Below are 13,088 nucleotides of genomic sequence, written 5' to 3' on the forward strand. Positions count from 1 at the left end.
TGTTAATGATTTAAAGCAGTTGCTTCTTCAAGGCTTAAGCCACGAGTTTCAGGAGCCAGAGCAATTGAAACCATCAGACCAACAAGGGTCACGCCAGCCGCAACAAACATAGTGTTGCCAATACCAATGCTGTCTAAAGACATCGGTACAAGCCATGTTCCAACAGCAGCGCCAATACGAGAGAATGACGTCCCCATTCCCACCCCGACAGCACGGATTTCTGTGGGGAAAAGTTCATTTGGATAGACCAGTTGTAATACTTGTGCGCCGCCAATAAATAAGGCATACAGTCCAAACAAAACCAAAATAAGGAGTTGTGAACTGTCAGAAAAAAGACCCAATCCAAGCAAAGCGAGACCTGACCATAAAAAGCTTTGGATGACCATTTTTCGGCGCCCCATGGTGTTGATTAAACGTGTTGCAACCACACATCCCACGACAAACAGTAAGGTAATAATGACTGAACCATATGCAGCCCACTCGCCTTTTAAATGAAGTGCATCTAAAACACGTGGTGCAAATGCATAGACTGCAAATACAGGAATAACCGAACACGCCCAAAACATGGAGCAAAAAAACACACGCTTGCCATAACCCGAAGCAAGCACTTCAGTAAAAGACATTGATTTTTCAGGGGCTTGAGCAGGTATATTTGCGAGTGAAAATGATGGACCATAAACTTTTTTGATAATGGCTTCAGCTTCAGCTGTACGGCCTTTACTAATTAACCAACGTGGTGACTCAGGCGTACCAATTCGAATTAAAATTAATAAAATACCTATGATGGCTGGACTTGCTAACACTAAACGCCAAGCTTCGTTATGACCACTAGTTAGAAGAATATTTCCAACGATATAGGCTAAAGCAGCGCCCACGAACCACATAATCGTAAGCATTGCTAAACGAGGGCCGCGTGCCTGTTTCGGTAAAAATTCAGCCAATAATGACCCACCTGCTGTATATTCAAATCCAACACCGACACCGATAATAAAACGACATAGGAACAGCATCATTCCAGACTCAACCCAAAGCTGAGTAAGTGAACAAACGGTAAATAAAACGGGGGCCACAAAATACAATTTTTTTCGACCTAGAAAACCTCCCATCCAACCTCCAAGGAAGCCGCCAAAGAAAATACCTATAAGGGCTGAAGCAGCAATCATGCCTTGCCAGAAATTAGTTAAATGCAATTCAGCAGAGAGCTGCATAAGCGCTACTCCAATAATGCTGAGGACATAACCATCAAGTAACCAGCCACCACCCGTGCGGATACTCAACAACTGATGGAAGCCATTTAACGGCACATCATCAATTGATACATGATTCGTTGTCATTTTTATCTCCAATACTCGTCCACCAAGTGGATGTGTTTCCTACACAATTACGAAATTTAAGGTTGAACAGCCCTTGCGAAACTAAAAATTCAATTTCGCTGTCTAAAGCTTAAATACGCTGTTTTACCGAATTAACTTAATCAAAAATCAAGAATTTCATTAAATTCAATTTACTCTTCCAGACCGGCTTTTCTTTGCCCCCACCACAAGGTCGCATTTACACCGATCGATAAAAAAGGCTCAGGTGGGACTTTATTTGGACCTGACGTTTCTAAAAGAAAATCAATCAGATCATTGCGTTGGCCTGAGATCCAGTCTGCCAACAAAGTTCCTGTTACTGTTCCGCGAGTAATTCCTAGACCGTTACAGCACAACGCAGCATAGACATTCGGCGCAAGTTGTCCGAAAAAGCCTTTATGATTTTGCGACAATGCCAGCGAGCCACTCCATGTATAGTCAAATTTAACGTCTGGCAACATGGGAAAACGATTGTCAAACGAACGTTGATGCTTGGAAATAAAACGCTGCAAACAGTGAGGTTTTGGTTTTCCATTTGGGTTAAAACTAAAACTGTTACGAATTAAAATACGATGATCATGAGTACGACGAACAGTACTGCCAAACGGGTCGGATGGAATCACTCCCCAAAAATCCTTACCACCCAATTCGGCTTGCTCACGGACTGTTAAAGGACGGGTCATACTGGCATACAAAAACACCGGCAACATGGTGCGCTTGATTTGTGGAAGACCGAAACGCTGACCAAACGCATTATTTGCCAGAATCAAATTATCCGCCATAATTTGGCCGTGGTCGTGCTTTAAAACAACGTTGCTTCCATATTCAACCTCAGTAATGGCCGTATTTTCATAAAGCGTTACATTTGGCGGCAAACTATCTGCCAATCCTTTCACTAATGCTGATGGCTGAAGCAACATTGTGCCTGGGGTAAACAAAGCTTTTTTATAAAATGTTGTTCCAATATGACTTGGCAATTGAGAACCATTAATCACCTGGTAGTCTTGCCCTAATTTGTCTAAACCACGCTGATAGGCTTCGAGAACTTTAATTCCACGATCTTCGACCGCACCTTGATATTTACCACTTGGACGCATATGACAATCAATCGAATGTTTATTTACTAAATTATGCAAAATAGACTGACCTAATAAATTTAATTTGAGCGTTGTTCTGGCAATATCTATATCACCAATATAGTCTTCTGCACCAATATCATGAGGTAAATCAATAGCAAAACCTGCATTTCGCCCTGCTGTCCCAAAGCCAACCTCCTGAGCTTCGATCAAAATCACTTCATCATTTGGGAAATGCAATGCCAATTGACGGGCTGCAGCTAGACCTGTATACCCTGCGCCAATAATTGCCCAACGCGCTGTACTCTTACCTTTATGAGCAGATTTAACCTTTCTTTTTGGGCTAAGGTGATACCACCCACATTGCTGGTCGTCAGCAGGTAAAGCTGTAACTTTAGTCATTTCAAAACTCCATTTATAGTTTCCACCCACTTACTTATCCTGTAAGCGAAAATATTATGTGTACAAGGTCTGGCTTTTATTAATAAGCAAGTGGAACATCAATACCTACTGGAACCACATATTCAGTCATTCGACGGCGAGATAAATCCATATGAACGCGGATTAACTCTCCAGCTTCACCTGCGTTATGACGCTCAATAGCATCAATAATCTGGTCATGTTGAAGAACTGCTGTATCGAGATCTTCCTGCATATCGGTTGAACTTGGCTGACGATAGAAAATTTTTCCTAATCGTGCATGATCAATCAGTAAGCGTTCCAAACTTGGCAACAGATAAGCATTTTGTGCAATTTTCCCTATTTCCAAATGAAACTGGTTGTTATAATAGACACGGCCTTCCAAATCATTGTCATCAATCGCTTGACGAAATCGCCTCTGAATCTCTTTTAATTGATGAATCTCAACTGGATTAGCATTAATGGCAGCTAACTGCGTCGTCGCAATATAAATTAGGGGTGCAGCTAGAAAGAAATTACGTAAAGATTGGTGGCTCATTGAAGAAACTCGAGCTGCGCGATTTGCTTCAAGCTCCAGATAACCTTCAGCTGCCATTTGGCGTATAAGTTCACGAACTGGTGATCTGGAAATTCCAAACTCTTCACTTAAAGATATTTCATCGACAATAGCGCCGGGTGCCAATTCCATACTAATAATGCGGCGTTTTAATGTTTCGGCTAATCGTATTTTCTTATCCATAATCACCACTCCATCCCTATAAGCCTAAGCTCATTTTTCACCTAATAGAAATGTCTACAATGTGTATAACTTTCTATTTCCCAAATAATACAGTGTGTCGACAATGAAAAAAGATAATAAAAAGGACAGAAGATAGAATAAATTTGCCAATTTTATACTTTGAAATTTAGAACATGCCAAAATTCAAAACAAACTACATAAGCATATGTTTTATTTATAAATAATTTAAGAATAAAAGCCTTGTACGCTCTGTTATTTCTAAAACATCAAACGCAGTGCAACACTACGTCTTAAGTTTGCGCTAAACTTTCTAAAATTAAAATAAGGCGTATAGCGAAACAAAGAGCAATAAAATCCTGTTTAGATTTAACTCAAATAAAAGCTATGAGGACAGAAAAATGAAGTACCACATCAGCAAGACCTTACCTAAATAGAGTGGAGATAGCCCATCGAAATAACTCCATTATAGAAATCGAAATATACTTGAATAGCTGCCTTCTACTTTAGACAAAGTAAAAGACATAGATCTCGCGCCGTTCAATTGCTTTTTTACCAATGAAGTACCTTGCGAATACCGTAAGACAAAGATACTCGCACGATCTAGAGTCTCTTTTAACAACGATTCGAGTTCTAACTTTCTTCGTCTAAAATATAGATAGCTCGTCTATACCCCTTTTAAAGTGATGATTAATTAAACATAAATACGAATATGAGCGTTTATCTACTTTACCCGCCGAGTTTTTTTGCCTATGATGTGCCTCGCATGCGCTCGTAGCTCAGTTGGATAGAGTACAGGTTTCCGAAGCCTGGGGTCGTGGGTTCGATCCCCGCCGAGCGCACCATTTTTTATACTTAGTGCATTTTATTGATTGAGCTCTAATTGCACTTTTTTCAAAGCATCAAGAAACGTTTTGGGTCATATTCGCCCTATAAAATATAATTTATAAATATTTAATTTGTTTTTCCCCTTTTTTTATTCAAAACGTCTTTAACCTAAAATTAATCGCGCTACAAAAAATATAGTCGTTATTCATATCGTTGCAAATTTAGTTCGACTAAATCCTATTAATACACTTGGCTTATGTTTTCAGATCGATCAAAATACCGCTATTATTTCGTATTGTGAGATTTTCATGACTGATGCATTGAAGTTACACGATTTGTCAAAGACATATCGCAATGGATTTCAGGCACTTAAAGGAATTGATTTAACCGTTCCTGAAGGCGAATTTTATGCACTTTTAGGGCCAAATGGTGCGGGGAAATCAACGACTATCAGTATTATTAGTTCACTGACTAAAAAAACGTCAGGTACGGTAGAAATTTTTGGACATGATCTGGATACCCATCCATCTCACGCCAAACAATGTTTAGGTGTCGTTCCTCAAGAGTTTAACTTCGGTCAATTTGAAAAAACTTTTGATATTTTAGTAACACAAGCAGGTTACTACGGCATTCCACAGAAACTGGCTGAACAACGTGCAGAACATTATCTAGAAAAACTAGGTCTTTGGGAAAAACGTAATGTGCAATCACGCATGCTTTCAGGCGGTATGAAACGTCGTCTCATGATTGCCCGCGCCATGATGCATGAACCCAAGTTATTGATTCTAGATGAACCTACTGCGGGAGTTGATATTGAACTTCGACGTTCGATGTGGGATTTTTTGGTCGAAATGAATAATAATGGAACCTCCATCATTCTTACTACGCATTATCTAGAAGAAGCGGAAATGCTATGCCGTCGGATTGCCATTATTGATCGCGGTGTAATCAAAGAAGATACCTCCATGAAAAACTTCCTGAATCAACTCAGTGAAGAATCATTTATTTTTGATTTGGCTTATCCAATCGAGCCATTGAATGGCCTTAATATTATTGGAGTTCGATTTAACCAAATTGATTCCATGACTTTAGAAGTCACGATGGATAAGGCCCATTCGCTCAATGATCTTTTTCAACTTTTAGAAGCTCAGGGAATCACTGTCCGTAGTATGCGTAATAAATCTAATCGCCTTGAAGAACTATTTGTCAAAATGGTCGAAAAAAATCTTCAAGGAGCAGCATCATGAATTTTACACAATTACAAACTGCACTTTGGACGCTGGTTCGTAAAGAAATTCGTCGTTTCATGCGCATTTGGCCTCAAACTTTATTACCACCAGCGATTACCATGAGTTTGTATTTTATTATTTTTGGTAATCTGGTCGGTTCTCGTGTGGGACAAATGGCGGGTTTCAGCTATATGCAATTCATTGTTCCCGGTCTTATTATGATGGCCATCATTACCAATAGTTATGCCAATGTATCATCTAGTTTTTTTAGTGCTAAATTTCAAAAAAGCATTGAAGAACTGATCATGAGTCCTGTGCCCTTACATCTTATTTTATGGGGATACGTGATTGGTGGCGTCTGTAGAGGTGTTCTGGTTGGGATTATCGTCACCATTATGAGTCTGTTTTTTACTGACCTTTATATTCACAACTGGTTTGTGACTATATATACAGTTTTAGTGACCTCTTTTTTATTTTCACTGGGCGGTTTCATTAATGCCGTATATGCCAAATCCTTTGATGATATTTCAATTATTCCCACTTTCGTACTTACACCCCTAACTTATTTAGGCGGTGTATTTTATGCAATTAGCGCGTTAGGACAATTCTGGCAAAATTTATCGTTGATCAATCCAATTGTCTATATGGTCAATGCTTTCCGTTATGGCATTTTGGGGCAAAGCGATGTCAATGTAACGCTTTCCCTCATCATCGTCACTATTTGCTGTGCTGTTTTATACGCCGTAGCCTACTATTTATTAGCTCGTGGTTCAGGAATGCGTGAATGAGTGTTGAACAATCTTTATTGGGTAAAGAAACTGACTACCCAACCGAATATCAGCCGAGTGTTTTATTCCCCATTGCCCGTGCGCTTTCGCGTGAAAATTACGCAGAATTGCAGGGCATTTCACAAGGCAAAGACTGGTGGCATGTTTTTGAACTATCTTGGTTAAACTCCATGGGTATTCCTCAGGTTGCAATCGGCCGTATTACTCTACCTGCAACCTCTCCCTATCTTATCGAGTCTAAATCGCTCAAACTTTATTTTAATAGTTTGAACTTTCATCAATTAGATTCTAGACAAGCTTTAATTGACCTTGTAGAACAAGATTTAAGTCAAGCTGCCAATGCAAAAGTTACCCTTGAATTGTTTGATGTAGATGCGCTAGAGATTACCAAGCCGCAAGGTATCTGTATCGATAATTTGATCCCTGAACATCTGGAAAATCATCCAAATTCGGGTCTTTTAAAACTTGATACAGAGCAGCAGGACAATGTGGAAGTTACTCTCTATTCACATTTATTGCGTAGTAATTGTCCCGTTACCGGACAGCCTGATTGGGGCACAGTATTTATACGTTATCAAGGAGTTAAGCCTTGTTATCGTAGTATTTTGGCGTATATTATCTCATATCGTCAGCATAATGGCTTTCATGAGCAGTGCGTAGAACAGATATTTGCCGATATCTGGACTCACCTGCAACCCGAAAAGCTGATGGTATATGCAACATATACACGTCGTGGAGGACTGGATATCAATCCATGTCGTGTATCGGATTTGTCATGGATGCCAAACCCTATCCGATTGGCTCGACAATAAAATGAATAATTGAGGAACTCATATGCCATTTTTTGGTTTTATCCCGTCTGAATCATTGCTCAACAATATTCAAACAGGTATTCAGAAAAAAAACTCAAGTGAACCACTTTATCCTTTACGCGATGAAGTTGCTTTACAGATTAATGATGAAATTCTGGATGCAATTTTGCTTGAGTTGGTACGTCGTTTTCCTGAAAGTGATAAACGTGAAACAGCCGAAAAATTGGCAGGCTATGTCAAATCAACTGTTGCTGTTTTGCTCAAACAACTTCTAAGCAAAGCACCCAATGACGTAGTTCAACAATCAATTGAGTTTTCTGAGCGTAGTCTACATAAAGATCCAGAAGGTCGTTATCGTGTGGGTGAGGATCTGGATGCAACACTAGTAACAAATCTAAAGAACAGTTTTGCTGAAATTAAAGCAGGCAATGATGTCGACCGTCGTGTATTGTCTGAGCAATATAAACAATTTGCAGATGCGACCATTCGCCATTTTATGATCGATTTTAATAAAACCCTTGATTTGGGCATGATCAAACGTAAAGGCGCGGATATCGGTGCAGCTGCGGTCACTAAAGCTGTACATATTGCTATCGATAAGCTGATTCCTCATTTGCACAAAGAGGAAATTAATGCGTTGGCAGATTATCACGATACATTATTTTTCAATTGATTGATCGCCATAATAGAATCTTCATCGAAAACCCGGTAAAAGTCGGGTTTTTTTATTGCAAAATATTGATATACATTGCCTAAAACAGTAGTTATGTTAGCATGCGCCAAGCATTGATTGACCCTGTATAAAATCGCATGTCTCCAAGTTCTCAATACAAATTTTTACGTCAAGCTCCCCGTGATGGCTTAAGCACAGCGATGCAGCCTTCGCGCTTTCAAAAATTACATATTGACCCTTGGTTATGTACTTTTTTAATTCTCAATGCCTGTTTAGGACTAACAGTCTTATATAGTGCTTCAGCACAGGATGTGGGTTTAGTCACCAAGCAAGCCATGAGTTTCGGTATCGGGTTTGCGGTGATGATTACATTGGCTCAAATCCCACCTAAAGTCTATCAAGCTTTTTCGCCTTATTTTTATGCTTTTGGCGTACTTGCATTAGTTTCAGTCATGGTCTTCGGTGAAATCCGTATGGGTGCCAAACGTTGGATTGATATTCCAGGTTTTGGTAGTGTGCAGCCCAGCGAGTTTATGAAAATTGGAATGCCCATGATGATTGCGTGGTTCTTATCACGTAAACCACTCCCTCCAAGTTTTATGAATGTCATGATCTCTTTGGTCTTGATTGGTATTCCTTTTCTGCTTATTGCAGAGCAACCCGATTTAGGCACCTCTGTGCTCATTTTAGCCAGTGGCGTATTTGTGCTTTTCCTCAGCGGTTTGTCATGGAAAATGATCGGGGCTGCGCTTATAGGTGCCGGCATAGTAATTCCCATTGCCTGGGAGTTTTTACTACACGACTATCAGCGTCAGCGAGTACTCACACTACTCAATCCAGAAGCAGATGCTTTAGGTACAGGTTGGAATATTATCCAATCCAAAACAGCGATTGGTTCTGGTGGTTTCTCGGGTAAAGGCTTTCTGGAAGGAACTCAGTCACATTTACATTTTTTACCCGAAGGTCACACCGACTTTATTATCGCGGCGTTTTCAGAAGAATTTGGCTTAATTGGCGTAACCATTTTAATCCTGCTGTACTTCGCCATTATTTTTAGAACCTTTCAAATTGGAATGAACTGCTTTCATAACTATGGACGCTTAGTTGCAGGTGCATTAGGTTTGTCCTTTTTTGTTTATGTATTTGTAAATGCAGGCATGGTCAGTGGTATTTTACCAGTAGTTGGGGTGCCCTTACCTTTCATGAGTTATGGGGGAACGGCAATTATTACCCTAATGGCAACTTTTGGACTGGTTATGTCCATCCACACTCATCGCTGATGAGTAAATTTATAATTAGGAAAACTTTAAATCATGTTGAAACTGGTATTGCAAAAACCATTGAAACAGCTTTGTTTTTTTAGCGGTCTGATTGCCGCAGTCACTTGTATTCAAGCCAATGAATTTATTAATGATCCAAATTATGTATCATTTAAACAAAAAACCATGTCCAAATATGGTTTAAGTGCAGAACAAATTGATAGCGCTATGAATGGCGCGCGAAACTTACCTAATATTTTAACGATTATGACTCGCCCTGGCGAAAGTAAACCGTGGTATGACTATAAAGCAATGTTTCTTAGTGAAGGAACCATTCAACGCGGAGTACGCTTTAAAAATCAGTATGCGGATGTACTCAATCGGGCTGAACAACAATTTGGCGTACCTCAATCCATCATTTTGGGGATTTTGGGTGTTGAAACAGGCTATGGTGCCAATAAAGGCTCTTTTATCACCCGGGATGCACTGGCCACACTTGCTTTTGGCTATCCTCGTCGCGCAGATTATTTTAGTGATGAACTCAGTTCTCTTCTTGCATGGACATATAAAGAAGGTTACCCGACCAGCAGTATTGTGGGTTCCTATGCAGGTGCAATTGGTTATCCCCAATTTATGCCGAGTAACATTACCAAATACGGTGTAGATTATGATGGCAGTGGACATATTGATTTAAGAAACTCTGCCGAAGATGCGATTGCCTCCATTGCAAATTATTTGGCTCAAAATGGATGGCAACGCAACCGCCCTATCGGATTTGCTGCTCGCTACACAGGTTCAAATCCTGACAGCGTGATTGCCAAAGATCTCACCCAACCTGTTCCTTACGGAACTTTAAAAGATCAGGGAATTACCCCAGTTAATCCTATTATTAAAATCGATAATCTCGATTTGGTTAACGTCATTCAACTACAGGAAAATTATGGGCCGATGTACTATATTACCTACCCAAATTTTCAGGTTATTACAACATATAATAGAAGCAGAATGTATGCGACCGCGGTATGGCTTTTAGGTACAGAAGTTACAAGCCGATAACACTAATTTTTCAATAAAACACAAAAGTCAATAAAAAATTATGAGGAATTGCTCACAAAAACATCTTTTTAAATAAAATGTTACAATATTGATTATTTATTAACCTGTTTTTGTGAGTTTTTGTCCTTTTTGTAACTTTTTTCTCGCAAAGACTAGACACCATGATTGGCCCCTGAATATTATCCTCCTCCATAAAGCAATTGCAAAAGTGAATAATTTAGACACTTTTCGCTTTAATTTTTAGGAATCCGCCTGAATTAAAAAGCGTTTTCGTGTCTGTAGGAGTTTAAGTAATGCAGTTTTCGCTAAAATATGTCTTAGCGCTCACAGTCGGACTGGCGGTTACCCAATCGCAAGCTGAAATGATGCCAGCAAGCTCACTTTCAAATGACACTGAAAGTTCTAGCCTTGCAGCACGTGTGCTAAACAAGCAGTCTCAAAGTTTTAATTCACATTTTTCAAATTTGAATAGTCTTTCAATCACCGAAAGTTCTGGTGACAAAATTCGTCGTCAAACCATTGCTGCAAAAATTGAAGTTCCTGAAGATGAGCCTTCAGTGATTGAAAAATTAAATACTGTTGCATCAAACACTGTGCGTAAATTTACACAAACAGGTATTGCATCTTGGTATGGTCGCCAATTCCATGGTCGTAAAACAGCCAGTGGCGATACATTCGATATGAATGAATTAACTGCTGCGCATCGTAGCTTGCCGTTAAACTGTTACATTCGTGTGACCAACAAAGACAACGGTAAAAGTGTCGTAGTTAAAGTCAACGATCGCGGTCCTTTCCATGGCAATCGTGTTTTAGACCTATCTTATGGTGCAGCAAAACGTATTGGCCTTACCAATGCTGGTACAGCAAAAGTCAGTATTGAACGTGTTGATGGACCAAATTCTTAAGCTTTAAACACTCCTGTTCACTGCTTTATAGAGCCACATTTTGTGGCTTTTTTATTTTTTTACAATGTATTTTAATGGCTATAGAGCTTTATTTTCGCTCTTCAAAAATGACTTAAATTAGGTGGTTTTTAGATATAAAAATTTTCCTATAGAACTATTTCTTCTATTTCACCCTCATTTGCGTTTAGAGCCATTTAACTCTAAAAAAGCTACCCTAGTATTATTTTTACCAAAAAGCATGCTTACACGCGTTTTAAAGCAGGAAAAACGCTTTGTATTGTCGGTGATTTTACAGCGATTAGACTTTTACCCCAAAAAAGTAATATTTTTAAGATTCAAAACAAGAAAAATGACTGGTTCATTCAATATGGATTTTGACGCATTTAAAATTCTGGTCTATAGTCAAAATCAGAACCGTTTTTAACATGCATGGAGTGCATCATGAAAACAATTAACGAATGGTTTGATGAATATAGTGATAGTCATCAAAATAAAACAAATAAAGCCATTCACTGGGTCTGTGTCCCTGCCATACTTTTTTCTATTATTGGGATCATTGCCAATTTCAGTGCTCTGCTAACCGCACTTTTACTTGTTCTGACCCTTGTTTTTTATGCCCGACTTGATCTGGTTCTTGCTGTTGCTATGACTGCACTTATTGCGATTATGGCATGGTTAATTTACCTACTTCCAGTAAATGTTGGATTTTATATCGGCATCTTCGTTATTGCATGGATTGGACAATTTTATGGTCATAAGGTTGAAGGTAAAAAACCGTCATTCTTTAAAGACCTACAATTTTTATTAATTGGACCTGTTTGGTGTATGGATGCATATCTGGCGAAAGTATTCCCTAATTGGAAAAGCCGTCAGATGCACGTCTCTCGCTCTTAAATTTAGATTTAAGCTTTAGGCTGATTGAGCCTAGAGCTTAGAATGTGCTTAATACAAAATTTAGACCGTAAAAAAACAGCAAGCTAATTATCACGTTATAAATAATTTTGATACGCCAATAAGCCAATACCACACACAAAATTGCCGCATATAGATAAGCATTGGTAGGTAAAGCTCTGATTTGATTTTCCTCAAAAAATACAATAGGCAGACAAATCGCAGTTAACAAACAAGGTGCAGAATATTTCAACATCCGTTCAATAAAAGTAGGTAATCGAATATTGATGTGAGGCGACAAGAAAACATAACGGTTAAAAAATACAATGGTAGCCAAAGCGCCGATCATCCACCATGTCATGCGTCATCTCCCCTAGCAAAACGTTCCAGATATACGGCTGTCACCATTCCCAATAGACCAGAAATGAGAATCGAACCTTCAACCTGATAAAAACGTAATATGAAACCACTTATACAGGTAACCAACACAGCCAGAACAACTCTAAAATTTTTAATCAAAGGAACAACCATCGCAATAAAAATTGCCACAATTGAGAAATCCAGATGATAGTCCATTAGATTTGGAACCATATGTGCCAGTAAAATTCCAACAACACTAAAAACCACCCAAAACAGATAAAAACATAATCCAGCCCCTAACATATAATCTGGATGACGTTTTTCCGGCGCTAAACTAACTGCAAATAACTCATCTGTTAGCAAAAAACCGAGTGGCAAACGTTGTGTTGCAGGTAGCACCGAAATATTAGTTCTAAACGTTAATGCATAAATAAAATGCTGCGAAGTAAGAAAGAAAATCGTGATTAAAATCGTAAGTGTAGACGCCCCCTCCATCACTAGACTCAAACTTACCAATTGAGCCGCGCCTGCAAATACGATCGATGACATGGCAAATGCTTTAGCAAAAGATAATCCTGCATTAACTGCCATAGAACCTGCAAGAATTCCCCAAGGAATCACGGCAATCGACAAAGGCATAATGGCCATTGCACCCTGAAAAAAAGGGCGACTCTTAAATGATGAAGAATCAGAAAGAGGCATG

Annotated in this window: 13 protein-coding genes and 1 tRNA gene; 9 read left to right on the forward strand and 5 right to left on the reverse strand. The window is 39.1% G+C overall.

Annotation, left to right across the window (positions count from 1 at the left end):
- Window positions 1–2 precede the first annotated feature (2 nt).
- The 3 genes from IAE20_RS04445 to IAE20_RS04455 all read right to left on the reverse strand — a co-directional run bounded on the left by IAE20_RS04445 (window position 3) and on the right by IAE20_RS04455 (window position 3,587).
- Window positions 3–1,334, reverse strand: a complete 1,332-nt coding sequence (locus IAE20_RS04445) for an MFS transporter (protein WP_200481231.1) — start codon at window positions 1,332–1,334, stop codon at window positions 3–5.
- A gap of 170 nt (window positions 1,335–1,504) precedes the next feature.
- Window positions 1,505–2,830 (reverse strand): NAD(P)/FAD-dependent oxidoreductase, encoded by a 1,326-nt coding sequence (locus IAE20_RS04450; protein WP_200481232.1) that lies wholly within the window; start codon window positions 2,828–2,830, stop codon window positions 1,505–1,507.
- Window positions 2,831–2,909: 79 nt separating this feature from the next.
- Window positions 2,910–3,587 (reverse strand): GntR family transcriptional regulator, encoded by a 678-nt coding sequence (locus tag IAE20_RS04455; protein ID WP_200459669.1) that lies wholly within the window; start codon window positions 3,585–3,587, stop codon window positions 2,910–2,912.
- Window positions 3,588–4,352: 765 nt separating this feature from the next.
- On the opposite strand from IAE20_RS04455, the gene IAE20_RS04460 reads away from it, so the two are divergent.
- From IAE20_RS04460 to IAE20_RS04500, 9 genes are all read left to right on the forward strand, one after another.
- Window positions 4,353–4,429: transfer RNA gene (locus IAE20_RS04460), tRNA-Arg, on the forward strand.
- 291 nt (window positions 4,430–4,720) lie between these two features.
- Window positions 4,721–5,659, forward strand: coding sequence for an ABC transporter ATP-binding protein (locus IAE20_RS04465; protein ID WP_200481234.1), 939 nt, complete (start codon window positions 4,721–4,723; stop codon window positions 5,657–5,659).
- Window positions 5,656–6,429, forward strand: coding sequence for an ABC transporter permease (locus IAE20_RS04470; RefSeq protein ID WP_200459671.1), 774 nt, complete (start codon window positions 5,656–5,658; stop codon window positions 6,427–6,429). The genes IAE20_RS04465 and IAE20_RS04470 overlap by 4 nt, the downstream gene beginning before the upstream one ends.
- Complete coding sequence (gene queF / locus IAE20_RS04475; protein ID WP_200459672.1) at window positions 6,426–7,241, forward strand: NADPH-dependent 7-cyano-7-deazaguanine reductase QueF; 816 nt, start codon at window positions 6,426–6,428, stop codon at window positions 7,239–7,241. Before IAE20_RS04470 ends, queF begins: the two co-directional genes overlap by 4 nt.
- Window positions 7,242–7,263: 22 nt before the next feature.
- Entirely contained in the window at window positions 7,264–7,914 is a 651-nt protein-coding gene (locus tag IAE20_RS04480) for a hypothetical protein (RefSeq protein ID WP_200481235.1), read from the forward strand.
- 137 nt (window positions 7,915–8,051) lie between these two features.
- The gene (rodA, locus tag IAE20_RS04485; RefSeq protein WP_200459674.1) at window positions 8,052–9,194 is read left to right on the forward strand and encodes a rod shape-determining protein RodA; all 1,143 of its coding nucleotides are present in this window, start codon (window positions 8,052–8,054) and stop codon (window positions 9,192–9,194) included.
- Window positions 9,195–9,227: 33 nt separating this feature from the next.
- Complete coding sequence (gene mltB, locus IAE20_RS04490) at window positions 9,228–10,229, forward strand: lytic murein transglycosylase B (protein WP_200459675.1); 1,002 nt, start codon at window positions 9,228–9,230, stop codon at window positions 10,227–10,229.
- A gap of 293 nt (window positions 10,230–10,522) precedes the next feature.
- Window positions 10,523–11,134 carry a septal ring lytic transglycosylase RlpA family protein gene (locus IAE20_RS04495; protein WP_200459676.1) on the forward strand — a complete coding sequence of 204 codons (612 nt, stop codon included), beginning with the start codon at window positions 10,523–10,525 and terminating at the stop codon, window positions 11,132–11,134.
- Between the two features lie 441 nt (window positions 11,135–11,575).
- The gene (locus IAE20_RS04500; RefSeq protein WP_200481237.1) at window positions 11,576–12,028 is read left to right on the forward strand and encodes a DUF962 domain-containing protein; all 453 of its coding nucleotides are present in this window, start codon (window positions 11,576–11,578) and stop codon (window positions 12,026–12,028) included.
- Window positions 12,029–12,065: 37 nt separating this feature from the next.
- Here the strand turns inward: IAE20_RS04500 and IAE20_RS04505 are convergent, their stop codons facing one another.
- Window positions 12,066–12,386, reverse strand: a complete 321-nt coding sequence (locus tag IAE20_RS04505) for an AzlD domain-containing protein (RefSeq protein WP_200481238.1) — start codon at window positions 12,384–12,386, stop codon at window positions 12,066–12,068.
- Entirely contained in the window at window positions 12,383–13,087 is a 705-nt protein-coding gene (locus IAE20_RS04510; RefSeq protein WP_413784484.1) for an AzlC family ABC transporter permease, read from the reverse strand. Before IAE20_RS04510 ends, IAE20_RS04505 begins: the two co-directional genes overlap by 4 nt.
- Window position 13,088: the final 1 nt, after the last annotated feature.

The sequence above is a fragment of the Acinetobacter sp. S54 genome (assembly GCF_016624945.1).
Lineage (GTDB): Bacteria > Pseudomonadota > Gammaproteobacteria > Pseudomonadales > Moraxellaceae > Acinetobacter.

What these genes read in the sequence shown, in the direction of transcription:
- IAE20_RS04455 (WP_200459669.1), bottom strand. Translation starts at nt 3,587, where the DNA reads ATGGATAAGAAAATACGATTAGCCGAAACATTAAAACGCCGCATTATT.
- IAE20_RS04465 (WP_200481234.1), top strand. Translation starts at nt 4,721, where the DNA reads ATGACTGATGCATTGAAGTTACACGATTTGTCAAAGACATATCGCAAT.
- rodA (WP_200459674.1), top strand. Translation starts at nt 8,052, where the DNA reads ATGTCTCCAAGTTCTCAATACAAATTTTTACGTCAAGCTCCCCGTGAT.
- IAE20_RS04470 (WP_200459671.1), top strand. Translation starts at nt 5,656, where the DNA reads ATGAATTTTACACAATTACAAACTGCACTTTGGACGCTGGTTCGTAAA.
- mltB (WP_200459675.1), top strand. Translation starts at nt 9,228, where the DNA reads ATGTTGAAACTGGTATTGCAAAAACCATTGAAACAGCTTTGTTTTTTT.
- IAE20_RS04500 (WP_200481237.1), top strand. Translation starts at nt 11,576, where the DNA reads ATGAAAACAATTAACGAATGGTTTGATGAATATAGTGATAGTCATCAA.
- IAE20_RS04450 (WP_200481232.1), bottom strand. Translation starts at nt 2,830, where the DNA reads ATGACTAAAGTTACAGCTTTACCTGCTGACGACCAGCAATGTGGGTGG.
- IAE20_RS04480 (WP_200481235.1), top strand. Translation starts at nt 7,264, where the DNA reads ATGCCATTTTTTGGTTTTATCCCGTCTGAATCATTGCTCAACAATATT.
- IAE20_RS04510 (WP_413784484.1), bottom strand. Translation starts at nt 13,087, where the DNA reads ATGCCTCTTTCTGATTCTTCATCATTTAAGAGTCGCCCTTTTTTTCAG.
- IAE20_RS04495 (WP_200459676.1), top strand. Translation starts at nt 10,523, where the DNA reads ATGCAGTTTTCGCTAAAATATGTCTTAGCGCTCACAGTCGGACTGGCG.
- queF (WP_200459672.1), top strand. Translation starts at nt 6,426, where the DNA reads ATGAGTGTTGAACAATCTTTATTGGGTAAAGAAACTGACTACCCAACC.
- IAE20_RS04505 (WP_200481238.1), bottom strand. Translation starts at nt 12,386, where the DNA reads ATGACATGGTGGATGATCGGCGCTTTGGCTACCATTGTATTTTTTAAC.
- IAE20_RS04445 (WP_200481231.1), bottom strand. Translation starts at nt 1,334, where the DNA reads ATGACAACGAATCATGTATCAATTGATGATGTGCCGTTAAATGGCTTC.